Genomic DNA, 23,490 nt, shown 5'->3' with positions numbered 1-23,490 from the left:
AGGCGCTGAGGGAGATGGCGGCCGAGAGGCCGCCGTCTTCATCTATGTCCCCGCCACCGCTGATCGGTGTTGCCTTTGCCGTCCGGCAGGACGCCAAGGTGCCCTTCCCTCTCGAATCGGCTAGAACGAAGTCCATGTTCTTCGCCCTTCCCAAGCGCCGTCGCACGGCAGACCGAACGGCCACGGGTCCCTCGACGCGCATGCTGGACATCGCAGGCCGCCAGTTGCCGCTGACGATTCACCAGAACCCCCGCTCAACGCGCATCACCCTTCGCCTCGAGCCCGGCGGCCGCTCGGCGCGCCTTACCGTGCCGAAAAGCGTCTCGCATGCGGAGATCGAGAATTTCCTGGAGCGGCATCGCGGCTGGCTGGCGGGACGCCTGTCTCGCTTTTCCGGCGAGGCGCAGATCGAACCCGGCGGCATGCTGCCCATTCGGGGCGTGGCGCACCGCATCGTTCCGACAGGAAAGGTCCGAGGTGTGACGGAAACCGGGATGGAGGGCGAGGACGCCGTTCTCTATGTCGGCGGTGCGCCCGAGCACCTGGCGCGGCGCATTTCCGACTTCCTGAAGCGGGAGGCGAAGCGCGATCTCGATGCCTTGGCCGTACGCCATGCCGGCACCATCGGGGCGCGGATAAAGGCGATCCGCTACAAGGACACGCGTAGCCGCTGGGGCTCCTGCACCTCGGATGGCACGTTGAGCTTTTCCTGGCGCATCGTTATGGCCCCGCCCTCGGTGGTCGATTATCTCGCCGCCCATGAGGTCGCTCATCTCAAGGAGATGAACCACGGCCCGAAATTCTGGGCCATCTGCGGCGATCTGTGTCCCGGAATGGAAGAGGCACGCCGCTGGCTGAAGCGCAACGGCACCATGCTGCACGCCATCGATTTTCGCAGCGCGCGATAATCTCAGCGGCGGCTGCCGAGCGCGTCACGGATCTTCTGGTCCGTCTTGTACTGGCTGAGCGCATAGACCGACCAGATGGCGGCCGGAATCCAGCCGATCAGCGTCAGCTGAAGGATCAGGCAGATAATGCCGGCGATCGGGCGACCGATCGTGAAGAACTGCAGCCAGGGCAGGATGAGGGCGAGAAGCAGGCGCATCGACAAATCTCCGTGTTGAGACGGATATGGGATGGCAGCCGCCCGGCCGCAAGGTCGCTCTTGGAGCACTGAAATGACAGAATTCGGCTCGACTCCGTCACACTTTCATGTCACTTCCCCTCCCATGAAGCTGGATGTGAAAATCTGCGGTCTGCGAACGACGGACGCGGCTGAGAAGGCCGTCGCGCTCGGTGCAACCCATGTCGGCTTCATCTTCTTCCCAAAGAGCCCGCGCAACATCGAGCCGGACGATGCCGCTCGCATCGCAGACGCGGTGCGCGGCCGGGCAAAGATCGTCGCCGTCACCGTTGATGCCGACAATGATTTCCTTGACGAGATCGTCTATTCCCTGAAGCCGGACATCCTCCAGCTTCATGGCAAGGAAAGCCCCGACCGTGTGCTGACGGTCAAGGCGGTCTACGGCCTGCCGGTGATAAAGGCGCTTGCCATTCGCGAAGCAGACGATCTGGAAAAGATCGACCTCTATATCGGCATCGTCGATCGCTTTCTGTTCGATGCCAAGCCGCCGGCCGGTTCGGAACTGCCGGGCGGCAACGGGGTCAGCTTCGACTGGACCATCCTCGAGCGCCTTGACGCCGGCGTGAATTACATGCTTTCCGGTGGTCTCAACAGGGACAATGTCGCCGAAGCACTCCGCGTGACGCGGGCCCGCGCGATCGACCTCTCCTCGGCTGTGGAAAGCGCACCCGGCGTGAAGGACCTCGATCTCATGCAGCAATTTTTCGATGCGGTACGGCAGGCCGAGAAGGCGCCGGTTCCGTCAGGGAGCAGGACGTGAACGAGACAGTGAAGCCCAATTCCTTCCGAAGCGGTCCCGATCAGGACGGCCGCTTCGGCATTTTCGGCGGCCGCTTCGTGGCGGAAACGCTGATGCCGTTGATCCTCGACCTTGAGGACAAGTGGAACACCGCCAAGACCGACCCGGAATTCCAGGCGGAACTCCAGCACCTCAATACCCACTATACTGGCCGTCCCAGCCCGCTCTATTTCGCCGAGCGTCTGACGGCCGAGCTGGGCGGCGCGAAGATCTATTTCAAGCGCGACGAGCTGAACCATACGGGTTCGCACAAGATCAACAATTGCCTCGGCCAGATCCTGCTCGCCAAGCGCATGGGCAAGACCCGCATCATTGCCGAAACCGGTGCCGGTCAGCACGGTGTGGCCTCTGCCACCGTCGCCGCCCGCTTCGGCCTGCCCTGCGTGGTCTACATGGGCGCAACGGACGTCGAGCGCCAGGCGCCGAATGTCTTCCGCATGAAGCTGCTCGGCGCAGAGGTCAAGCCGGTGACTTCCGGTCAGGGCACGCTGAAGGACGCCATGAACGAGGCGCTGCGCGACTGGGTCACCAATGTCGATGACACCTATTACATGATCGGCACCGCCGCCGGCCCGCATCCCTATCCGGAGATGGTCCGGGACTTCCAGTCCGTCATCGGCCGTGAGGCGCGCGAGCAGATGCTGGCCGCTGAAGGACGCCTGCCGGATATGATCATCGCGGCCGTCGGTGGCGGCTCCAATGCCATCGGCCTCTTCCACCCCTTCCTCGATGATCCCGGCGTGAAGATCGTCGGCGTGGAAGCCGGCGGCAAGGGTCTCGACGGCGAGGAGCACTGCGCATCGCTGACGGCAGGCTCGCCGGGCGTGCTGCACGGTAACCGCACCTATCTGCTGCAGGATGGCGACGGCCAGATCAAGGAAGGTCACTCCATCTCGGCCGGCCTCGACTATCCCGGCATCGGCCCGGAACATTCCTGGCTGAAGGATGCCGGCCGTGTCGAATATGTGCCGATCATGGATGACGAAGCTCTGGCCGCCTTCCAGATGCTGACCCGCGTTGAAGGCATCATCCCGGCGCTGGAGCCGAGCCATGCGCTCGCTGAGGTCATCAAGCGCGCGCCGAAAATGGACAAGGACCAGATCATCGTGATGAACCTGTGTGGCCGCGGCGACAAGGACATCTTCACCGTCGGCAAGATTCTCGGAATGGGGCTGTAAGCACATGACCGCTCGCATGGACCAACGCTTCCGCGACGTGGCTGCCGAAGGTCGCCCCGTCCTCGTCACCTATTTCATGGGCGGCGACCCCGAATTCGACACCTCGGTCGAGATCATGCGCACGCTGGCGCATGCAGGCGCCGACATCATCGAACTTGGCATGCCCTTTTCGGACCCGATGGCCGACGGCCCGGCGATCCAGCTTGCCGGCCAGCGCGCGCTGAAAGCCGGCCAGACGCTGGCGCGCACGCTCGACATGGCCCGCGAATTCCGCAAGACGGATGCAGACACCCCGATCGTCATGATGGGCTATTACAACCCGATCTACATTTACGGCGTCGATCGTTTCGTGACGGACGCGCTGGAGGCCGGCATTGACGGCCTGATCGTGGTCGATCTGCCACCGGAAATGGACGACGAACTCTGCATCCCCGCCATCGCGAAGGGATTGAACTTCATTCGTCTGGCGACACCGACCACGGACGACAAGCGTCTGCCGACGGTGCTGAAGAACACTTCTGGCTTCGTCTACTATGTGTCGATGAACGGCATTACCGGATCGGCCCTGCCGGATCCCTCCCGCATCGGCGAAGCAGTGGCCCGCATCAAGCGGCACACGCCCCTCCCGGTCTGCGTCGGTTTCGGTGTCAAGACGGCCGAGCATGCCCGGGCGATCGGTGCTTCCGCGGACGGCGTCGTCGTTGGTACGGCCATCATCAACCAGGTCGCCTCCAGCCTCGATGCTGAGGGCCGGGCGACGGAAGCGACGGTGCCGGGCGTCGAGGCGCTTGTCAGGGGTCTCGCCACGGGCGTTCGGACCTCAAGGCTTGCAGCCGCCGAATAAATACCCACATCCTGATGCACTGTACGGCATCAGGCCTCAGGAGTGTTTCACGTGAACTGGATTACCAATTACGTTCGTCCGAAGATCAATTCGATGCTGGGTCGTCCGGATCGGGATGTGCCGGAGAACCTTTGGATCAAGTGCCCGGAAACGGGCGAGATGGTGTTTCATCGCGATCTCGAGGAAAACAAGTGGGTCGTGCCGCAGTCCGGCTACCACATGAAGATGCCGGCCAAGGCGCGCCTGAAGGATCTCTTCGACGACGGCGAATACGAAGCCTTGCCGCAGCCGAAGGTCACGCAAGATCCGCTGCGCTTCCGCGATTCCAAGAAATATACCGATCGGCTGCGCGATAGCCGCGCCAAGACGGAACTGGAAGACACGATCGTGGCGGGCCTCGGCCGCGTCAAAGGTGTCAAGCTCGTCGGCGTGGTGCATGAGTTCAACTTCATGGGCGGCTCGCTCGGCATGGCCGCCGGCGAAGCGATCATCAAGGCCTTCGAAAAGGCGATCGCGGAGAAATGCCCGCTCGTCATCTTCCCCGCCTCCGGTGGCGCACGCATGCAGGAAGGCATTCTTTCGCTGATGCAACTGCCGCGCACGACAGTTGCCGTGCAGATGCTGAAGGAAGCCGGCCTTCCATACATCGTCGTGCTGACAAACCCCACGACGGGCGGGGTTACGGCCTCCTACGCCATGCTGGGTGATGTGCATCTGGCCGAGCCTGGCGCTGAAATCTGCTTTGCCGGCAAACGCGTCATCGAGCAGACGATCCGCGAGAAACTGCCCGAAGGCTTTCAGACCGCCGAATATCTTCTGGAGCACGGCATGGTCGATATGGTGGTCAAGCGTCACGATATCCCGGAGACTTTGGCGCGGATGCTGAAAATCCTCATGAAGAAGCCGGTCGAGGCCAAAAAGATCGGCCCTACACCGGCTGCTGCGGCACCGGCTGCCGTCGCTGCAAGCCTCTGAGATGGCAGAACTGACCACCGGCAGTCTGGCCGAGGCGGAAATCAACAGGCTGCTAGGACTGCATCCAAAGGGCTTCGATCTGTCGCTCGACCGCATCAGACGGTTGCTCGATGCGCTCGGCAATCCCGAGCATCGCCTGCCGCCGGTCATTCATGTGGCCGGCACGAACGGCAAGGGCTCTGTGACGGCCTTTTGCCGTTCCATCCTGGAAGCCGCCGGCCTCAGCGTTCACGTTCACACCTCCCCCCATCTCGTCAACTGGCATGAGCGCTATCGTCTCGGCCGTCCCGGCGGCGGCGTTCTGGTGGATGATGCGACGTTGGCGGATGCAGTCAGGCGGGTCGCGGAGGCCAATGGCGGTCAGAAGATCACCGTCTTCGAAATCCTCAGCGCCGTGACCTTCCTGCTGTTTTCCGAGCAGCCCGCCGATGTCGCAGTGATCGAAGTTGGGCTCGGTGGCCGCTTTGACGCGACGAACGTCATCGACACCCCGGCCGTGTCCGTCATCATGCCGATCTCGCTCGATCATCAGGCCTATCTGGGCGATCGCGTCGAACTGATTGCGGCGGAGAAGGCGGGCATCATGAAGCGCGGTCGCCCCGTGGTCATCGGCCACCAGGAAGAGGCGGGCGCGCGGGAGGTTCTGGTGACGACGGCGGAACGGCTTGGCTGCCCGCTCTCTGTCTACGGGCAGGATTATCTTGCCTACGAAGAGCTTGGCCGGCTCATCTATCAGGATGAATCCGGCTTGATGGATCTTCCCCTGCCGCGCCTGCCGGGCCGACATCAATATGGGAACGCCGCTGCGGCCATCCGTGCCGTGCGGGCTGCCGGTTTCAACGTCGACGAAAAGGCGATCGAAAACGGCCTTACCTCGGTTCGATGGCCGGGCCGTCTTCAGCGGCTGAAGGCCGGGCCGCTGTTCGATATCGCGCCCGAGGGCAGCGAGCTGTGGGTGGATGGGGGCCACAATCCCGGCGCCGGTGTGGTGATCGCGGAAACGCTCGCCAATCTGGAAGACCGTGATCCGCGCCCTCTGTTCCTGATCATCGGCATGATCAACACCAAGGAGCCCGTCGGCTATTTCGCCGCCTTCAAGGGGCTAGCGGAGCAGGTCTTTACCGTGCCGATCCGCGACTCGGATGCCGGCATTGATCCGGTCAATCTGGCGCTCGATGCGGAAGCGGCAGGACTCACGGCTTTTCCAGCCGCCAGCGTCGGGGAAGCGCTTGAGGTCATCGACGCCATCGTCCATGACGATGAAACTCCGCCGCGCATTCTGATCGGCGGATCTCTCTACCTCGTCGGCAATGTGCTCGCCGACAACAAGACGCCTCCGACCTAAGACCGCGAACCAAAACGCCCGGCGGTGAGGCCGGGCGTTGAACGATCGATCGGGTGGGCGCGCTTTAAGCGGCGCCGGCGATCCAGGAACTTAGCGCGGTCTTCGGCAGCGCGCCGACCTTAACGTCGGAGACTTCACCAGCTTTGAAGACGGCAAGCGTCGGAATGGAGCGTACGCCATACTGGGCAGCGAGCTCCGGGTTTTCATCGATGTTAAGCTTCGCGACCTTCACCTTGCCGGCCATTTCGGAGGAGATTTCCTCGAGGCTCGGGGCGATCATCTTGCAAGGGCCACACCATTCGGCCCAGAAGTCCACCACGACCGGCTCAGCCGCGTTCAGCACTTCTTCCTGAAAATTGTTCTTGTCGACCTTAACGGTTGCCATGATGCGCTCCTTGATTTCGCGTTCGCCGGCGGGCCCGGCGTGTTTCGGTAACCTGACACTCATGTGATGCCCCGTCAGCCGAAATTCAATCTTTCTATCTCACTTTGTCGCAAGACCATCAAGGCTGCGGGCGAGCCGCTCCGGCGAAAGCCGGAAGGTCCGGGGTCCGCCGGTATAGACCAGCACGCAATCGATCACCTTATCCGGATAGAGCGGCGCAAGCAGTTCCCTGTAGATGGCGAGCTGTGCGATGTAGCCGGGCGAGATTTCCGTTTCGTCGGAGGGGATGTCCCGATTGGTCTTGAAGTCCGCGATGACGACGCGGTTTCCGTCTACCGCCAGCCGGTCCAGCCGTCCCGAAACCGCATAGTCGCGCCGCCCGAGGCGAAGCGTGCCGATCACCGAGACCTCCGCCCGGCTGCCATCTGAAAAGAGTCCGGACGATGCGGGATCCGTCAGCACCGCGAGCACCTGTTCGACTGTTCGCTGCCGCACCGCGAGCGGCCATTGTGGCACGGCGCGTTCCAGATAGCGCGTCGCGGCCACCAGTCGTTCATCCGGCTCGAAATCCGGCAGCGTCTGCAGCAACCGGTGCAGGATCGCACCGCGCAGCAAGCCAGCCGCAGCGCCCTTCTGCGGCGCGGAGAAAAGCGAGGTTGCGACCAGCGGTGGCTCGTGCCCGGCATCGACGGCGATTCCGGCGCCGGAGGGCGCCAGCGGCCGCGGCAGGCGTGTGCGGGCCGCTGGCGGCCGGAAGAGCGCTTCGGGTAGCACGGTCACGTCGCGCGCGGTGACGATCTCCGCTCCCGACGTTGCTATGGAAGGGGAAGCTGCCGCCATCCAGCGAACGCCTTCCCAGCTCTCGCCACCAGCTGTAAAGGTCGTCGCTGCCGCGCGGGGATCGGCGCCAAGCGCATCGCGCACCATCATGTGCCAGGTATCGGGAAACGCCTTCTTGCCTCGATAGCCGCACACGATCAGGCGGTCCGCCGCGCGCGTCATCCCGACATAGAGAAGCCGGCGATATTCCTGCTCGGCCGCATCCTTGAGCCGCTCGCGGTCCTCGCCCAACACCGTATGCTTGAGGCCCGGCGCCTGCCAGATCGGCACGGTCGGCGCGTCGGGTCCGTCTGCGGAGGGAAAAAGGCGAAGCGCCGGCGCATGCTGGCTGCTCATCACCTGCGCACCGCTATCGACCAGAAACACTACCGGCGCCTCGAGCCCCTTGGCGGCATGGACGGTCATGATGCGCACTTCGTTGCGCCCCTTGTCCAGCTCGCGCTTGACGGTCGGCGCCTCGCGCTCGAGCGTCGAGAGAAAAAGCTGAAGGCTGGCCGGCAGGCTCTTTTCCGTGTCGAGTGCAAAGGCCAGGAATTCGTCCAGCACGTCGCTCGCTTCGGAGCCGAGCCGGGCAAGGAAGGCGGCGCGCCCGCCCAAGGGGCCGAGAATCCGGGCAAAGAAGTCGAACGGCGTGCAGGCCCGGGCTTCCTCGATCAGCGTCTCCAGCCGTTGGCGGATCACCTCCAGGGCATCGTCATTCACGGCCATGGCGATGAGTCGCTGCCACAGGCTTTCGCCCTCTTCCCGCATCGTGGCGACGGCGGCAAGTTTATCCTCGTCGAAATTGAAGAGCGGGCTTTTCAGGAGCGCGGCGAGCGAGAGGTCGTCCGATGGCAGCAGCGCGAAGCGGCCGAGTGCCACCAGATCCTGCACCGCGATATGTTCCGTCAATACCAGGCGGTCCGCACCCGCTACGGGGATGGCCCGATCCGAACGCTTCAGCGCGCGCGTCAGGGCGGCAACGAAGGCGTCACGCTTGCGCACGAGAACGATGATGTCGCCCGGCTCCATCGGCCGGGTGACACCCTTGATCGTCACGGTTTCGCGTCCGATCCAGGCGGCCAGGCTGTTTGCCACGCGGCGTGCCAGCACATTCACCGGCGCCGTTTCCGGTGTCGCGTCGAAGGCCGCCGTCCAGTCCGCGTCCGTCTCGCCGGGTGCGGGTACCAACTGGTCCCAGACCTCGACGACACCCGGCTGGCCGATCCGGTTGGACGCATGCACCACGGGATCGCCCTGCGCCGCCAGCCCGCGCGCATTGGCGCTCGCGGCGAAAACGGTGTCCACGGCGCTCAGCACAGCCTCCGTTGAGCGAAAAGAAAGTTGCAGGCGAATGGCGCTGAAGGCCCCGCCGGCCGCGTCAATCTGGTCGGACACATCCCGCCTCTCGGCCGAGAAGCGTTCGGGCCGCGCGCCCTGGAAAGAATAGATCGACTGCTTCTCGTCGCCCACGACGAAGAGCGTCCGGTCGATGCCGCGCTGGCTGGCACCGGCAAAGAATTCGTCGGTCAGCGAGCGGATGATTTCCCATTGCCGCGGGCTCGTATCCTGCGCCTCGTCGACGAGAACATGGTCGATGCCCTGGTCGAGCTTGTAGTGAACCCAGGCGTGGATATGGCTGCGCGTCAGCAGTGTGCGGGTGCGGTTGACGAGATCCTCGAAGTCCAGAAGCCCGCGCCGCTTTTTGAGGCTCTCGTAATCGGCAATCAGATATCTGCCGAGCGAGAGCGCGGCCATAGTGGCCGCACCGAGCGAGAGCAGCGAAATCCTCTGGCCTGCCTCGACGAACCGATCGCGCAGGGACAAGAAGGCGGCGGAAAGCAAAGGATCCGCCTTCTCCATTGGCTTGGCGACGAAGCTGCCGTCGGCGCGCTTTTCGCCATCGTCCTTGGCAAAGACGGACAGCAGCGCACCGAAGCGGGCGCGCCCGATCGGCAAGGCAAGTGCTGCGACCAGCGCGGCCGCTGTTGCCTGCGGCTTGCTGCCGCCCCGCTCGCGCGCCAGATCGATCATCGCTCCGATGCGATGCGGCAGAAGCTCGGGATCAGCGAGCGCGGTATCGAAAATCTCGTCTTCGCACTCGCCGGGCAGGATGCCGAGGCTGGCACGCACAGCATCTTCAACGCCGCCGTGCCGCTCGGCATAGGCAAAGAATTCCGAAAGTGCCGTTCGTTGTCCGACGAAGGATTGCAACAGCTTGTCGAGCCCCGTTTCATCGGCAAGCCGCATCACCGTTGCAAAGACATCCGCCAGCGGCCCGTCCCGTCGCCGCGAACCGGCCAGCAGCAAGCTGCGCCGCGCCTGTTCCATCAACTCGCCCGCGGCCCGGTCGTCCAAGACGGAAAAGTGCCCGGCTACATTGGCTTCCAGCGGAAACTGGTGCAGCAACGCCTCGCAGAAGGCGTGGATCGTCTGGATCTTCAATCCGCCCGGTGTTTCCAGCGCGCGGGCAAAGAGGCGGCGCGCTTCCTTGAGCTGGATGACATCGGGCCTGCGCCGCTCGATCTCCTCGATCCGGCGTGAAAGCTCTGTGTCATCAAGGATCGCCCATTCGGCCAGCCGCTCGAAGACGCGGTTCGACATTTCCGAGGCCGCCGCCTTTGTATAGGTGAGGCAGAGAATGGCCGAGGGGCGGCAGCCGGCCAGAAGAAGGCGGATGACGCGCTGGGTCAGCACATGCGTCTTGCCGGAACCGGCATTGGCCGACACCCAGGCCGAGCGGGCGGGGTCGGAGGCAAGCCCCTGCTGCGTGCTCGTCCAGTCCAGCCAGTCCTTCGGTGCCATGCGTTCGGTTTCACTCATCGCCGCCACCCTCCCCGGGTTCGGCCGTCGACCACTCGGCAACACGCGCCAGATGGTCGTAGGGGCCGCTGCGGTCGCCCTGCATCTGCACCACGAGGCGCGATGCGAAGCCGACCTTGCCGGATCGTAGCGCCAGCACGAAGCGGCGCAACTCTCCGACCGCATCGCGCGCCAGATCTTCCGTCGTCGGCAGCGTCTCGCCCGCACGGCTCAGGCCGGGATCATTGTCGATGCGCTCCACCTCGAAGCGTTCGCCGGGTTTCAGTCGGACATAATAAAGGGAGCGCACCCTTGGCGATCCTAGACCGCGAAAGCCGCCCGCTTCCACGCCCGCGGCTTCCAGCGGCAGCTGCGGGTCGAGCAGGCTCTGCGCCTCCTTCTTCGATGGCGACGCGCCGGTCTTATAGTCGATGAGATCGACGCGGCCGTCGGCGAGAAGATCGATCCGGTCGGCAACGCCAGTAATCGCCACATCGGCTGCGCCGAGATCGAAACGGGCTCGGACTTCGGTCAGGCTGCGGGTGATACCGGGCGCGCGCCTGACCTGCCAGTCGAGAAAAGCATCACCCACCGCCCGCAGGCGCTCCCGCCAGAGGTCTTCGAGATGCGTCGGGAGGGCCGCTTCGGAAACGGCCTCCTCGATGATGGCAGACAGCTTCAGTCGCGCATCCGGTTGGCCGGCGTCGATGGTCTCGCGCACGGCGCGGTCGAAGACGGCGTGATAGAGCACGCCCCGTTCCCGCGCATCCGGCTCGTTGGCGAAGGGGTCGACGGGATGAAGACGCAGGATCCGCCGGGCATAGATGGCATAGGGATCGCGCCGAAGCGTCGAGACCTCGCTGAAGCTGAAGCTTTGCGGCTGCAGGTCGGCGGCCGGCCGGGGCTGTGGCCGCTCGGCTGGCGGTTGGCGGGGGCGCTGGTCGAGGGCGGTCGCAAAGGCTTGCCACTCGGCACCCTGGCGGCGCATCTGCGCCTCAAGCCGCTCGCCCCCCAGCGCCAGCAGCCGTTGCAGCCAGCGGGAGGCGACCGTCGGGGCAGAGCCGCTGCGCAGCGCGCGGGTCAGCATCAGCCGCGGCGCGCCGGCGGCCATCACCAGATCGTGGGCAAGCTGACCGATCCGCCGTTCCGGCGGTTCGAGGCCAATCGCGGTTTTCATCACACGCGAAAGGAAGGGGTCGTTGCGAGTCTGACCTGGCCATGCGCCCTCGTTGAGGCCGCCAAGCACGAAGAGGTCGGCGTCCTGCAGGCGCGACTCCATCGCCCCGAAAATGAAGATATGCGGATCGCGCATCGACCGCGGCTTGACCATCAACCCGGCCAGGAGGGCGTCCAGCGCATCGGCCCATTGCGCCGCGTCCGCTTCCAGCGTGCCATCCGTCTCGAAGGTCTCGCGCAAAAGGTTCGCCAGTTCTTCGCCGGCTTCCGTACCCCAGAGCGGTGTCAGCCCGGCTGTGGGGTCGGCAGCGAGGGCTTCCAGCACTTCGCTGGTCGCAACGGACCAGTCGGCAATGCTGCGCTGGTCAGCGTCGGAAAGAAGTGGCATCAGGGCGGCGGAAAGATCGCCGGCCAGCGCGTGCGCGGCGGCCATGTCCTCATCCGTCATCCCCTGCCGCCACGCGGGCGGATGGGTGTCGCGCTTGTGGTCGGCAATCGCCTGCTCGACACACCCGGCCAGTGCGGCGAACGAGAGGGGACCACGGCGATTGCGCAGCGCCAGCCGCTCCAGCGTGTCAGCCGCGCGCGCAAAGGCTTCGGCGTCGCGACCGAGACGGCAGAGCGGGTGCTTGAGGAGCGCGGCGAGGCCAGCCCGGTCCCTCCGCCGCAGGGCAAGATCGGTCACGAGCCGGATCAGGCTGCCCGGTTCCGACAAGACCAGCGGCCGGCCGCCGGAATCGTCGGCGTCAATGCCGAAGCGCTTCAGCTCGGCCGTGACGCGGCGCGCAAGGTCGCGGTCCGGCGTGATGAGGGCCGCGCGCCGATCTTCGCCCTCTTCCAGCGCGAGCCGCAGAGCCATGGCAATCACGAGCGCTTCTTCCCGCTCGTTCGCAAGCTCGACCAATGAGACATCGGCAAAGGCAGTCGCCACGGACTCCGGCTCAAGATCGGCCCGCAACGCGGTCCAGCGCTCCGTTGCCTCGACCGGCAGCATGGCGCGCGACAGGATGCGCCCGCGCATGTCGAGATGCGCCGGCGGGCGCGAGAGCACCTCGATTTCGGCGCGGGAAACGCCGAGCCGCTCGATCAGCCGCGCCAGCCCGTATTGCGGGTGGCTGCGCTCGCCAATCTGGCGTGGAGTAGACGATGCCGTTGCGGAAGAGCCGGCGGTCAGCAAAAGCCAGTCCGCATCCTCCATCTCCTGGTCGAGGCCGGGCAGAACGATCGCCCCGCGCGGGCATTGCCGCACAGCCGCGATCATGTCGGCCGTTGCAGGAATGGAGCCCGTGGATCCTGCCACGATGATGGGACCGGTCAGGCGCCCCTGCGCGATTCGCCTGGCTTCGGCGGCGAGGATCGCGTTGCGGTGGGCGGCCGAGGATGAGCGGTTCAGCTCCTTCAGCCGTTCCGGCCAGTAGAGACGGGCAATCTTTAGAAATTCCAGTGTCAGCTGCCACCAAGTCGCGTGGTCGGCGGCATCGAGCGTGTCGAGGGCCGCCCAGTCGCAACGCTCCGTTTCCATTGCATCGATCAGCGCCACGAGATCCTTCGCAAGCCACAGCGCATCGGCGGGGCTGACGGGAGCGATCAGTGGACTCTCGTCGTGTATATCGAGAATCCGGCTCGGCAGGCCGTTTCGCCAGGCAAGGATCAGCCGTGCCAGCTCGATCAGTCGCGTCGCGCCGCCAACAGGCGGCGCAAGGTCGAACGTATCGGGCAGGTCAGCATCGAAATAACCCGCATCATCGTCGGTTTCACCGAGCGCCCGGATGGTGGGCAGGATGGCGGAGCGACCGCCGAGAAGATCGACGAACTCCGATCGCAGGACGCGCACCGCGCGCCGCGTCGGCAAGAAGATCGTCGCCTCCGCCAGATCAAGCGGCTGGTCCGGGTCGTAGACAAAATCCGGGACGATGGCACCGTCCAGCAGGCGCGCCGCGAAGGTTTTCAGGAAAGGAAGGCCGGGCGGGATCGTGAAGATGTTTCCCGCTTGCGAGCTCATGCCAGCGCCTCGAAGCGTGCAATCGTCTCTTCCGCGGGGCCGATGGCATCCGGCGTGCCGACGGTGATCCATTCGCCGCTCATCTCGATTCCGTAAAGCCGGCCGGCCGCAATGGCCCTGTCGAAGTAGCGGTTGAGATTGAAAGGGGTCTGCGGCGCATCATCAAACAGGCCGGTCAGCATCGCAAGGGCGCCGGCATAGACGACCGGTCCGGCCATGCCGTCGCTGTAGCGCGACAGCCGCCCGTCCAGTCCGAGCGCAAAGTCCTTCTTGCCATTGTGGCCGGTGGTGCGCGCAAGCGGCACGCACAGCAGCAGCATGTCCATGCGAGCAGGGTCGAAGGCTGCGGCAAGGCGCGACAGATTGGAGGGCTGCCCGGAGGGCTCGCCGACCCAGAAGAGATCGGCATTCATCACGAGCACAGGTCCGGGCTCCAGCAAGGCAAGACCCTTGGCAAGTCCGCCGCCCGAATCCATCAGCTGGGCGCGTTCGTCCGAGATGAGGATATGCGGGCGCGTTCGACCGGCAAGATGCGCTTCCATCTGCTCGGGGTGATGATGGACATTGACGGCTGCCGTCTCCACACCAGCCTGGGTGAGAAGGTCAAGCACACGATCGAGCATCGGCCGGCCGCCGACGGGTACAAGCGGCTTCGGCATGCGGTCGGTGAGCGGCCGCAGGCGCGTTCCCAGTCCTGCGGCCAGGACCATGGCTTGGCGTATCGTCATCATTCCTCGTCAGCGATCTGATTCGCCGCCGAGAATAGCAGTTCGCGTCAGCCAGTCACGCAGGGGCGCGAGGACGGGATGGCGCGTTGCCGCCTCGAGATAGATGAGCGTGCGGGGCATGTGGCGCATATAGCCGGGCTTTCCGTCCCGCTGCATCAGACGAATCCAGATGCCAAGCAGCTTGCAATTGCGCTGCGCCGCCATGATCGCGATATCCCGCCGAAAGCGGCAGGTGTCGAAATCTGCCGCCGCCTGCCGTGTCTCGATATAGGTGGCAAGAAGCCGCTCGCCCATCTCCTCCGGCACGCTCACGCGTGCATCCTGCACCAGCGAGGCCACATCATAGGCGGTCGGCCCGATCATCGCATCCTGGAAGTCGAGGAGGCCGACGCGGCGGGTGAGCTGCGGCCCCGGTTGCCAGATGATGTTCGGCGAATGCACATCCCGCAACAGCAGATGCCGTTCGCCGTCCTCAAGCGTATCGATGAGATCGTCCCAGATGCCGACAAATGCCCGGATATCGTCGGGCTTGGCCGCACCGCCTTGTCTAAAGGGTAGGAACCAGTCCGTCAGAAGGCTGACCTCGATCTGCATGGCCGTGCGATCAAAAGGCGGCACCGCATGGGTGGGGCCGCCGGGAACGGGCAGATCGGTTTCCAGCGGTGCGGCATGGACGGCTGCAAGCGTGCGCGCGACGTCCGCATAGCGCGCTTCGACCGGCGCACCGTCCTCGTCCAGAATGGAACCCGTGCCGAGGTCTTCAAGCAGCAGAGTACCCTGATCGAGATCGGCCGCCAGAACATCCGGGGCGCGAAACCCCTGCCGGCGCAGATAGCCGGCGACCGCGACGAAGGGCACGACGTCCTCGGCGATATGGGCAAGCTGCTGGTAGTATTTGCCATCCCGCAGGATCGGGCCCGGTTTCGAGCGCGGTGCGTCCATCAGGATGCAAGTCGCCCCGGAAGAGGGATCGACGTAATTGTAGCCGCGCGCGGAGGCATCGCCGCCAAGCGGCCGACGGCGCGCCGTCGCCATATCGTTCGCAACGAGAAAGTCACGCAGGGCAAGCGTGCGCAAAATGCGCTCCATCGCCGGTCCTTTGCCGCTGACCGATAGATCGCGGCCGGTGCCCGCAGGCGTCAGCGTCAGCGTCACCGTGCTCTTCGGCAGCATCCCCTCCGCCCGCTCGGGCCACTCGATGAGGCAGGCGCCGTGCGCGAGCATGTCGTCGAGGCCGAGTTCGTGGAGTTCGTCGGGATCGGAGATGCGGTAGAGATCGAAATGCCCGATCGGCAGGGAAAGGGCATATTCCTGCACCAGCGTGAAGGTCGGGCTTGGAACCTCCAGGTCTGGATCGCCGGCCAAAGCGCGGATCAACGCGCGCGCCAGTGTCGATTTGCCGGCGCCGAGATCGCCAACGAGCGCCAGGCAGTCACCGGGCCTCAGCGCAAGGGCGAGATCTTCGCCGAGCCTCTGCGTCGCCTGCTCGTCTGCAAGATGGCGCGGCATCATTCGGCGGCAATGAAGCGTGAATGGAGGGATGGGCCGTTCGGAATGCGGCAGGTGACCTCCGTGCCGCGGCCTTCCTCGCTTCGGATGGATACGGTGCCGTGGTGGAGTTTGACGAAGCTCTGGACGATGGAGAGGCCGAGACCGGCCCCACCGGCAGCGCCGTGGCTTTCAAAACGGTCGAAGACGACATCCAGCACGTCCTTCGGAATGCCGGGACCGGAATCGGAGACGCGGAAGACGAAATCGGAGCCGTCGCGGGCGCAACCAAGGCGGATGACGCTCCCCTCGGGCGCGAAATTGGCGGCATTGGCGAGGAGCTTGAGCAGGATCTGCTTCAGACGGCCGTGATCGGCAATGATGCTCCCAAGCGCGCCGGGCGCCTCAATGCTGAGGGTCAGTCCACCCTCCTGCAGCCGGTCCGCCACCTGCTGACCGACATCCTCCAGCAGATCGGCAAGGTCGATCTCGCTATAGTCGAGCTCCACGATCCCCGCATCGACGGTCGCAAGATCCAGAATATCGTTGACGATGGTCAGCACCAGCGAGGACGAGGTGGAAATGTGATCGACATACTCCGCCTGCCGCTCGGACAACGTCCCGAAGGCGGGCGTCTTTAGAAGCTCGGCGAAGCCGATGATGTTGGTCAGCGGCGAGCGCAGCTCGTAGGAGACGTGCTGCACGAAGTCGTTCTTCAGCGAATCCGCAAGGCGCAGCGCCTCGTTCTTCTCCGTCAGAGCGCGCTCGACCCGCACGCTGTCGGTGGTGTTGACGAATGTCAGCATGGTCTGCGCATTGGGCAGCGGGATGATCGCGAAGTCGAGAATGAGATTGGTACGCAGCTCCAGCCGCCCCTTGCACTCCTGCCGCTCGTCATCGAAGCTGGTGATGATCGTGTTGAAGCGCTTCCAGCCGTCGGGCTGGTCATAGGCGATGGCGCAGGCCTTTTCGATCGCCTTGATGTGCGTGCCCGGCTCCACCTGCTCTTTTGTGACGCCCCAGATCGCGCGGAAGGCGGGGTTGGATAGCGTGATGCGTCCATCCGCCCCAAAGACCGCGACGCCTTCCGAGAGGTGGTCAATCGTCTCGCCTTGGACATGCAGAAGCGTGTTGTAGCGGGTTTCGAGGCTGACCTTTTCCGTCAGGTTCTCGAACACCCAGGTCACGCCACCTTGCGGGCGGGCCGTGGCGAAGGCACGCAGCGTCTGACCGTTCGGCAGGTGCCATTCGTCCGAGCGCGTGTCGATCGCCTGATAGACCGACAGCGCGTTGTCCTTCCACTGCTTCCAGTTCAAAAGCTCCGGCAACTGGCCCTCGGCGCGCAGCCGCTCGAAAACCTCGCCATTGGTCGGCTTGCGCTCAAGAAAGCCCATGTCGAGGTTCCACAGAACCTGGAAGGCCTGATTGTAGAATTGCAGGCGCTGCTCGCCGTCGAAGATCGCCACGGGTGTTGCCAGATGGTCGAGCGTCTCCGCATGGCTTTTGAGCGTGCGCTTCAGCTCCTCGCGAATCGCCTCGATCGCGGAGACATCGAGCGCAAGGCCGGCCGTGCCGTTTTTCGAGCGTGCATCCACCACGTCGTAGAAGGTGCGGTTGCCTTTCACCACAGTCGACAGCGTGCCGCGGAACGGTGTGTCATAGGTTGCTGCAGCGCGGATCTTTTCGCGGGCCACCGTGGCCAGAAGCTCGCGTCCCTCGCTGACAGCGGCCTGCGGTGTTGCCGCTTCGACGGCGTCGCTGAAGGCCTGGTTGACCCAGACGAGACGATCCTCGCGGTCCCGCTGCCACATGGGTAGGTCGATGGCGTCGCAAAGCGTGCGCAGCGTCGTCAGGGCCGCATGCAGGCTTTCCCGCTCGATCTTCAGCCCGGCCAGTTCCTCGCGCAGGTTCGTCAGCGCCACAAAGCGCACGAAGGCCTGTGATCCGGACACACGGCCCTGCGCTTCGAGGATCTGCCCGCGGCCCGTCTCGATGGCGATATCGAAACTCTGCGCCGAACTGCGCAGGCGCTCGATCGCATGTTCGAGTTCGCTGGCCGACTGCGGCTTCACCCAGCGGCCAAAGGCCAGAAAATCCGCATTCTCCTGCGGGGCGCCCGTCTCGATCGGTAGCTGGCCGAGAAATTCGGCGCGGCTGCCCTGCCCTTCCCACACGACGATGCGGCGGTTCTTGTCGCTGATCAGCGCCTCGAACCGCGATATCTGGTGATTGGCATCGGAAAGCGCGGCGCGAAGCTCGCGATTGTCCGTTTCCATGTTGCCACGCTGGCGGATCATCCAGATGGCCGAAAGCATCGCGGCGGAAATGACGCCGATCAGCACCGAAAAGATCACGATTTCTGTGGACTGGAACATGGTGGCGCGGGTTGCGGCATCGGCAGCCATCGCATCGGCTGCTAAGAGCGAACTCAGACATGTTCCAGACGCCAGGCGTCGCGTGACCGGGGCCAGATGGCCGAAGAAAAGCCGGCGTAAAGCCTTGGAAATGCCGCTCGCCATAATGTCGTCGTCCCCGTGTTCGGGTTGCGCGCCTGTTGGCACAGGTCAGCGCCGGAAAGCCTCCCCGCCGCTCGAGGTCGCTCCCGTCCCGCTTCTTCCGCCGTGCGAACGCAGCTTCTTCCACAGAAGACCCGCGCCCGCGTCTCTCCAGGGGCGAAGCGCCACGTGCAAGGCACGCCGGTGATTCGCCGTCTCGGTGACCGTTTTGCCGCATCTCGGTCGCCCGGACCTGACCATGACGTTCGTTTCCGCACCTGTCACGAATCAGCCCTCAAAACATACTTCCTCGGGCATTGAGCGGGAAGGTCGGACGCCAAAAAAGCAAACCGCGGCCCCTTTTGGAGGCCGCGGCACAAGATGTTGGGTTCGCCGTTGGACGAATTAGTAGCGGTAGTGTTCGGCCTTGAACGGACCCTCGGCGGTGACGCCGATATAGGCGGCCTGCTCGTCCGAAAGCGTCGTCAGCTTGGCGCCGAGCTTGGCGAGATGCAGGCGGGCGACCTTCTCGTCGAGGTGCTTGGGCAGCACGTAGACGTCGTTTTTGTAGGCGCCGGTGTTGGCGAAGAGTTCGATCTGCGCCAGAACCTGGTTCGAGAAGGAGGCCGACATCACGAAGGACGGGTGGCCGGTGGCGTTGCCGAGATTCAGCAGGCGGCCTTCCGAGAGCAGGATCATGCGATTGCCCTTCGGGAATTCGATCATGTCGACCTGCGGCTTGATGTTGGTCCACTTGAGATTGCGCAGCGATGCGACCTGGATCTCGTTGTCGAAGTGGCCGATGTTGCCGACGATAGCCATGTCCTTCATCTCGCGCATATGCTCGATGCGGATGACGTCCTTGTTGCCCGTCGTCGTGATGAAGATGTCGGCGGTGGAAACGACGTCCTCGAGCTGCACGACCTCAAAGCCGTCCATGGCGGCCTGAAGCGCGCAGATCGGATCGACTTCCGTGACCTTGACGCGGGCGCCGGCGCCGCGCAGCGACGCGGACGACCCCTTGCCGACGTCGCCATAGCCGCAGACGACGGCGACCTTGCCGGCCATCATCACGTCGGTGCCGCGGCGGATGCCGTCCACCAGCGATTCCTTACAGCCGTACTTGTTGTCGAATTTCGACTTGGTGACGCTGTCGTTGACGTTGATGGCCGGGAAGGGCAGCAGGCCCTTCTTGGAGAGTTCATAAAGACGGTGCACGCCGGTGGTGGTCTCTTCGGTGACGCCCTTGATGGCGTCGCGCTGCTTGGTGAACCAGCCGGGCGAGGCCTTGAGACGCTTCTTGATCTGCGCGATCAGGATCTCTTCTTCTTCCGAACCGGGGTTCGACAGCACGTCCTCGCCGGCTTCGGCGCGGGCGCCGAGCAGGATATACATGGTGGCATCGCCGCCATCATCGAGGATCATGTTGGAGAAGCCGCCATCGGCCCACTGGAAGATCTTGTCGGTGTATTCCCAATACTGCTCCAGCGTTTCGCCCTTGACGGCGAAGACCGGGATGCCGCTGGCGGCAATCGCGGCGGCGGCGTGGTCCTGGGTCGAGAAGATGTTGCACGACGCCCAGCGGACTTCGGCGCCGAGCGCCACGAGCGTCTCGATCAGCACAGCGGTCTGGATCGTCATGTGCAGCGAACCGGTGATGCGCGCACCCTTCAGTGGCTGAGCGGCGCCGAATTCCTCGCGGCAGGCCATCAGGCCCGGCATTTCCGTTTCGGCGATGGCGATTTCCTTGCGGCCGAAGTCTGCAAGGCCGATGTCGGCGACGATGTAGTCAGTGGTGCTCATTGTGATCTCCAGATCCGGATGTTGGCGGCGGTCTCACGGGATCATCATGCCCGCCGCCGATCTCTTTTGCCGGCCGGCAACCGCCGCGCTCAGCCTCGTGCCCGCTCCGGAACACCGGACAACAGGACATCGTAGGCGCTCCTCTATCAGGAAAAGCGCAAGCTGGCAATCAGGACATAAAGAGGTCTTTATATGGTTATGTGATCGTGAAGACGCGGCACTGGCTCGGCCAGTCGTCCCAGCCTCTTACATCTCCTCGCCAAAGCGATTGGCGATTAACGCCTCGAGCGCCTCGAGCGCTTCCGTCGCCTGCGGACCGCTGGCAACGACATGCACAGTGCAGCCGGGGCTCGCTGCCAACATCATCAGACCCATGATGGAGGTACCGCCGACGCTCATGCCGTCCTTGGAGACCGTGATCTCGGCATCGAACGTCTCCACGGTCTGCACGAATTTCGCCGAGGCGCGGGCATGCAGGCCGCGCTTGTTGATGATGAGAAGATCGCGCGACAAGCTCATGGGATGGGGGATGGCCTTACTTTCCGCTCAGCACGCGGCTGGCGACGTTGATATACTTGCGGCCGGCCTCGGAAGCCTCGACGAGCGCGCGCTCCATGTCGCCATCGCCGCGAACGCCTGCGAGCTTGATCAGCATGGGAAGGTTCACCCCGGCAATCACCTCGACCTCGCCGGCACGCATCACAGAGATGGCGAGGTTCGAGGGGGTTCCGCCGAACATGTCGGTGAGAACGATGACGCCCTTGCCGAGATTGGCTTCGGCCACGGCATCCAGAATATCCTTGCGCCGCTGGTCCATATCGTCCTCGGGACCGATACAGACGGTCACGATCGCCTTTTGCGGGCCAACGACATGCTCCAGCGCATGACGGAACTCCTCAGCCAGCTTGCCATGGGTGACAAGCACCAGTCCGATCATGATCCGTTTGCTCCAACTGCGACAACAAAATGACGGCGGGCCAATATCGCAATGCTGCATGCGCGTCCACCGTCAGGGCGGCCATCTTGGCAAGGAAAAGGCGAAGTGCAAGGCATAAAATGCGCGAAAGTAACGACCCGTCGCGAATCAGCGTCAGATTTGATGCCTCTGTCGCGCCAGATCGAAGATAAGTGAAAGCGGCTCGCACATTGTTCTGGGCACGCGAATGAGCGGCCGGCTAAGCCCCCCGCCGAGATCGAAACGTTCGTCATCCGGCGGCAGCCGATCGTCGCGGGCGGGGTCCACGGGCCGTACAACGAGGTCGATCCTCGCTTCATGGATGGTCTCATGGCGCAGGATGCCGGCGCCGCGAATCTCCAGCAATCCGGCGATCGCGCTCGGACCGCGCATGATCGCGGCATCTCCGGTGATGGCGATATCGAGCCGGTCGTCGCCCACCAGCGCGCTGAAGAGACCCGCGCGCCGTGCCGCCACCAGGCAGGCATAGGCAAGGGCAGACTTGCCGCTGCCGGAGGGCCCCACGATCATGATGCCGGTCTCGCCCGTGACGATGCCCGTGGCGTGGGTGTTGAAGCGTGTGGCGCTGTCGTCGGCAACCGCCGTCATGATCGCCTCCTCACGCTGGTGCGTCGAGCGGCAGCGAGAGGGTAAAGCGGGCGCCGCTAGCTTCGCCCGTCTTCTCGTCCTTCAGGTTCTCCGCCTTCAGGCTGCCGCCATGGGCCTCGGCGATCTGCCGGGAAATGGAAAGGCCGAGTCCCGAATTCTGCCCGAAATCCTCGCCGTCCGGTCGATCCGTATAAAAGCGCTCGAAGATACGATCGATGTTTTCGGCCTGGATGCCCGGCCCATTGTCGTCCACTTGCACGATGCAACGGTTTTTCGAACGCATGAGGCGGATGACGATGCGTCCGCCGGTTTCCGGCACGAAAGAACGCGCGTTCTCGATCAGGTTGGTGATGATCTGGCCGATGCGCAGTTCGTAGCCGCTGACGAGGAAGCGGGCCTTCGGATCATTTTTGCGATCGACGACGAAGTCGAGCAGCACCGGCTTTTTGTGGTTGCGGATCTGGCGGGAGATGTCGATGAGGTTCGACAGGAGGGTTTCCATGTCGAGGCTACGGGCATCGCTACGGGCCAGTTCCGCATCGAGGCGCGAGGCATCCGAAATGTCGCTGATGAGGCGGTCGAGACGGCGCACATCATGCTGGATGATGTCGAGCAGGCGCTTCTTCGATTCGTCCGAGCGCGCTAGCGGCAGCGTTTCCACGGCGCTGCGCAGCGAGGTCAGGGGGTTCTTCAACTCATGGCTGACATCGGCCGCGAAACTCTCGATCGCGTCGATCCGGTCATAGAGCGCGCTCGTCATGTCGCGCAGCGCGATGGAGAGGTTGCCGATCTCGTCCTGGCGGACGGAAAAATCCGGGATCTCTTCGCGCACCTTGGCCCCTCCACGCCGCACCCGGATCGCCGCGGCCGAGAGGCGGCGCAGCGGATTGGCGATCGTGCTCGAGAGAAGTAGCGAAAGAATGACGTTGACGAGGGCCGCTACGCCGAAGACGCGAATGATGGCGAGGCGCTCGGCATGGACAATCTTGTCGATGTCGCCGGCCTGGGTGGAGAGCAGCAGCACGCCGAGCACGGCGCGGAATCGCTGCACGGGCACGGCGACGGAAACGATCAACTCGCCTTTCTCCGTTACGCGCACGACCGCGCCGCGCACGCCAGTCAATGCATTCATCACTTCCGGATAGATCGCGCCGCTGCCCCCCGGCGGCTCACGGTAAAGCGGCAGGTTGCCCGGCTGCAGAAGACGGTTGAACCACGTGTTGAAGCGCTCGACAAGGCTTTCCGATTCCGGCTCGACGGGCGGCAGGTCGAAGCGCAGTACCTGACCGCCGCTGTAGAGGTGGCGGGAGTCGAGCAGGAGATCCGCATCGGCATCAAAGAGACGGGCGCGCGTGCGGGTCGGCGAGATCAGCCGCCGCAGGACCGGGGCCACGCGCTCCTGGATGATCGGGAAATCGAGGTCTTCATCGCGTGGCAGCGGCGTGATGCTTTGTCCGGCCTGTAGCTCCAGCAGCTTTTCGGGATCGATGGTGATCGAATTGGTGTCCACCGACGCGGAGGCGGCAATCGCGCCCGCGATGATCTCTCCCTGCGTCAGGAGGCTTTCGACGCGCGCATCGATCAGCCCCTCGCGGAACTGGTTGAGATACATGATGCCGCCGACGAGAACGACCAGTGCGACGAGATTGAAGAAGACAATGCGGCGCGTCAGGCTCGAGAAGACGGCGTTGCCGAAGATGCGGCGGATCAGGGTGAAAGGGTGCGTCCAGCGACGGCCACGGCCAAGCACGCCGCTGCGGCTTGCCGTTTCTTCCCCGTCATTGAGCTGAATGCTGTCCACCACCCGCTACTCAGCGCGAAATCAGGCTTTCGCGCCCTCTCATTCTGTTGTCGTGCTATGCCGCGCCCCTGGTGATGGGCGTTCGCGCGCCAAAAGGCAAGGCCGCGACGGGCGTCCTGCCCGGAGCGATCCCTGCCCTTGC

At 64.3% G+C, this 23,490-nt stretch carries 18 protein-coding genes; 6 read left to right on the top strand and 12 right to left on the bottom strand.

Features of this window, described 5'->3' with window-relative positions; translation table 11 throughout:
• Nucleotides 1-134: 134 nt before the first annotated feature.
• On the top strand, nucleotides 135-908 hold the full coding sequence (locus F3H41_RS12280; RefSeq protein WP_149738982.1) for a M48 family metallopeptidase: 774 nt from the start codon (nucleotides 135-137) through the stop codon (nucleotides 906-908).
• Nucleotides 909-910: 2 nt separating this feature from the next.
• On the opposite strand, the gene F3H41_RS12275 is transcribed toward F3H41_RS12280, so the two are convergent.
• The gene (locus F3H41_RS12275; RefSeq protein WP_149738981.1) at nucleotides 911-1,105 is read right to left on the bottom strand and encodes a YqaE/Pmp3 family membrane protein; all 195 of its coding nucleotides are present in this window, start codon (nucleotides 1,103-1,105) and stop codon (nucleotides 911-913) included.
• A gap of 124 nt (nucleotides 1,106-1,229) precedes the next feature.
• Here F3H41_RS12275 and F3H41_RS12270 point away from each other — a divergent pair, with 124 nt between their 5' ends.
• Genes F3H41_RS12270 through F3H41_RS12250 form a run of 5 tightly spaced genes read left to right on the top strand, consistent with a single transcriptional unit; the run spans nucleotide 1,230 to nucleotide 6,285 of the window.
• Nucleotides 1,230-1,904, top strand: coding sequence for a phosphoribosylanthranilate isomerase (locus F3H41_RS12270; protein WP_149738980.1), 675 nt, complete (start codon nucleotides 1,230-1,232; stop codon nucleotides 1,902-1,904).
• Nucleotides 1,901-3,121, top strand: a complete 1,221-nt coding sequence (gene trpB / locus F3H41_RS12265; RefSeq protein ID WP_149738979.1) for a tryptophan synthase subunit beta — start codon at nucleotides 1,901-1,903, stop codon at nucleotides 3,119-3,121. Before F3H41_RS12270 ends, trpB begins: the two co-directional genes overlap by 4 nt.
• Nucleotides 3,122-3,125: 4 nt before the next feature.
• Nucleotides 3,126-3,965 (top strand): tryptophan synthase subunit alpha, encoded by an 840-nt coding sequence (gene trpA, locus F3H41_RS12260; protein WP_149738978.1) that lies wholly within the window; start codon nucleotides 3,126-3,128, stop codon nucleotides 3,963-3,965.
• Nucleotides 3,966-4,016: 51 nt separating this feature from the next.
• Entirely contained in the window at nucleotides 4,017-4,940 is a 924-nt protein-coding gene (gene accD / locus F3H41_RS12255; RefSeq protein WP_149738977.1) for an acetyl-CoA carboxylase, carboxyltransferase subunit beta, read from the top strand.
• A 1-nt stretch (nucleotide 4,941) separates the two neighbouring features.
• Nucleotides 4,942-6,285 (top strand): folylpolyglutamate synthase/dihydrofolate synthase family protein, encoded by a 1,344-nt coding sequence (locus F3H41_RS12250; protein WP_149738976.1) that lies wholly within the window; start codon nucleotides 4,942-4,944, stop codon nucleotides 6,283-6,285.
• 64 nt (nucleotides 6,286-6,349) lie between these two features.
• On the opposite strand, the gene trxA is transcribed toward F3H41_RS12250, so the two are convergent.
• The 11 genes from trxA to F3H41_RS12195 all read right to left on the bottom strand — a co-directional run bounded on the left by trxA (nucleotide 6,350) and on the right by F3H41_RS12195 (nucleotide 23,297).
• Nucleotides 6,350-6,733 (bottom strand): thioredoxin, encoded by a 384-nt coding sequence (gene trxA, locus F3H41_RS12245; RefSeq protein WP_348532493.1) that lies wholly within the window; start codon nucleotides 6,731-6,733, stop codon nucleotides 6,350-6,352.
• 36 nt (nucleotides 6,734-6,769) lie between these two features.
• A complete protein-coding gene (gene addA, locus F3H41_RS12240; RefSeq protein ID WP_149738974.1) occupies nucleotides 6,770-10,312 on the bottom strand; it encodes a double-strand break repair helicase AddA in 3,543 nt (1,180 codons plus the stop codon).
• Nucleotides 10,305-13,469 carry a double-strand break repair protein AddB gene (gene addB, locus F3H41_RS12235; protein ID WP_149738973.1) on the bottom strand — a complete coding sequence of 1,055 codons (3,165 nt, stop codon included), beginning with the start codon at nucleotides 13,467-13,469 and terminating at the stop codon, nucleotides 10,305-10,307. The genes addA and addB overlap by 8 nt, the downstream gene beginning before the upstream one ends.
• Complete coding sequence (locus F3H41_RS12230) at nucleotides 13,466-14,197, bottom strand: nucleotidyltransferase family protein (protein ID WP_149738972.1); 732 nt, start codon at nucleotides 14,195-14,197, stop codon at nucleotides 13,466-13,468. Before F3H41_RS12230 ends, addB begins: the two co-directional genes overlap by 4 nt.
• Nucleotides 14,198-14,206: 9 nt before the next feature.
• Nucleotides 14,207-15,706 carry a tRNA (adenosine(37)-N6)-threonylcarbamoyltransferase complex ATPase subunit type 1 TsaE gene (gene tsaE, locus F3H41_RS12225; RefSeq protein ID WP_244616179.1) on the bottom strand — a complete coding sequence of 500 codons (1,500 nt, stop codon included), beginning with the start codon at nucleotides 15,704-15,706 and terminating at the stop codon, nucleotides 14,207-14,209.
• Nucleotides 15,706-18,204 carry a PAS domain-containing sensor histidine kinase gene (locus F3H41_RS12220; protein ID WP_149738970.1) on the bottom strand — a complete coding sequence of 833 codons (2,499 nt, stop codon included), beginning with the start codon at nucleotides 18,202-18,204 and terminating at the stop codon, nucleotides 15,706-15,708. Before F3H41_RS12220 ends, tsaE begins: the two co-directional genes overlap by 1 nt.
• 381 nt (nucleotides 18,205-18,585) lie before the next feature.
• On the bottom strand, nucleotides 18,586-19,983 hold the full coding sequence (gene ahcY / locus F3H41_RS12215; protein ID WP_149738969.1) for an adenosylhomocysteinase: 1,398 nt from the start codon (nucleotides 19,981-19,983) through the stop codon (nucleotides 18,586-18,588).
• 246 nt (nucleotides 19,984-20,229) lie between these two features.
• The gene (locus F3H41_RS12210; protein ID WP_149738968.1) at nucleotides 20,230-20,502 is read right to left on the bottom strand and encodes an HPr family phosphocarrier protein; all 273 of its coding nucleotides are present in this window, start codon (nucleotides 20,500-20,502) and stop codon (nucleotides 20,230-20,232) included.
• Between the two features lie 16 nt (nucleotides 20,503-20,518).
• Nucleotides 20,519-20,920, bottom strand: a complete 402-nt coding sequence (locus F3H41_RS12205) for a PTS sugar transporter subunit IIA (protein ID WP_149738967.1) — start codon at nucleotides 20,918-20,920, stop codon at nucleotides 20,519-20,521.
• A gap of 153 nt (nucleotides 20,921-21,073) precedes the next feature.
• Nucleotides 21,074-21,547, bottom strand: coding sequence for an HPr kinase/phosphorylase (locus F3H41_RS12200; protein ID WP_149738966.1), 474 nt, complete (start codon nucleotides 21,545-21,547; stop codon nucleotides 21,074-21,076).
• A gap of 10 nt (nucleotides 21,548-21,557) precedes the next feature.
• Entirely contained in the window at nucleotides 21,558-23,297 is a 1,740-nt protein-coding gene (locus F3H41_RS12195; protein WP_244616183.1) for a sensor histidine kinase, read from the bottom strand.
• Between the last annotated feature and the right edge of the window lie 193 nt (nucleotides 23,298-23,490).

The organism is Rhizobium sp. RU20A (genome assembly GCF_900155885.1).
GTDB lineage: Bacteria > Pseudomonadota > Alphaproteobacteria > Rhizobiales > Rhizobiaceae > RU20A.
The sequence above is the reverse complement of the archived record's forward strand: the minus strand, read 5'-3'. Positions and strand labels throughout refer to the sequence as shown.

Coding starts and splice junctions, on each gene's coding strand:
- F3H41_RS12270 (WP_149738980.1), top strand. CDS start 1,230: ATGAAGCTGGATGTGAAAATCTGCGGTCTGCGAACGACGGACGCGGCT.
- F3H41_RS12230 (WP_149738972.1), bottom strand. CDS start 14,197: ATGACGATACGCCAAGCCATGGTCCTGGCCGCAGGACTGGGAACGCGC.
- trxA (WP_348532493.1), bottom strand. CDS start 6,733: ATGAGTGTCAGGTTACCGAAACACGCCGGGCCCGCCGGCGAACGCGAA.
- addB (WP_149738973.1), bottom strand. CDS start 13,469: ATGAGCTCGCAAGCGGGAAACATCTTCACGATCCCGCCCGGCCTTCCT.
- F3H41_RS12250 (WP_149738976.1), top strand. CDS start 4,942: ATGGCAGAACTGACCACCGGCAGTCTGGCCGAGGCGGAAATCAACAGG.
- addA (WP_149738974.1), bottom strand. CDS start 10,312: ATGAGTGAAACCGAACGCATGGCACCGAAGGACTGGCTGGACTGGACG.
- F3H41_RS12220 (WP_149738970.1), bottom strand. CDS start 18,204: ATGGCGAGCGGCATTTCCAAGGCTTTACGCCGGCTTTTCTTCGGCCAT.
- F3H41_RS12205 (WP_149738967.1), bottom strand. CDS start 20,920: ATGATCGGACTGGTGCTTGTCACCCATGGCAAGCTGGCTGAGGAGTTC.
- ahcY (WP_149738969.1), bottom strand. CDS start 19,983: ATGAGCACCACTGACTACATCGTCGCCGACATCGGCCTTGCAGACTTC.
- F3H41_RS12210 (WP_149738968.1), bottom strand. CDS start 20,502: ATGAGCTTGTCGCGCGATCTTCTCATCATCAACAAGCGCGGCCTGCAT.
- F3H41_RS12275 (WP_149738981.1), bottom strand. CDS start 1,105: ATGCGCCTGCTTCTCGCCCTCATCCTGCCCTGGCTGCAGTTCTTCACG.
- F3H41_RS12280 (WP_149738982.1), top strand. CDS start 135: ATGTTCTTCGCCCTTCCCAAGCGCCGTCGCACGGCAGACCGAACGGCC.
- tsaE (WP_244616179.1), bottom strand. CDS start 15,706: ATGCCGCGCCATCTTGCAGACGAGCAGGCGACGCAGAGGCTCGGCGAA.
- F3H41_RS12200 (WP_149738966.1), bottom strand. CDS start 21,547: ATGACGGCGGTTGCCGACGACAGCGCCACACGCTTCAACACCCACGCC.
- trpA (WP_149738978.1), top strand. CDS start 3,126: ATGACCGCTCGCATGGACCAACGCTTCCGCGACGTGGCTGCCGAAGGT.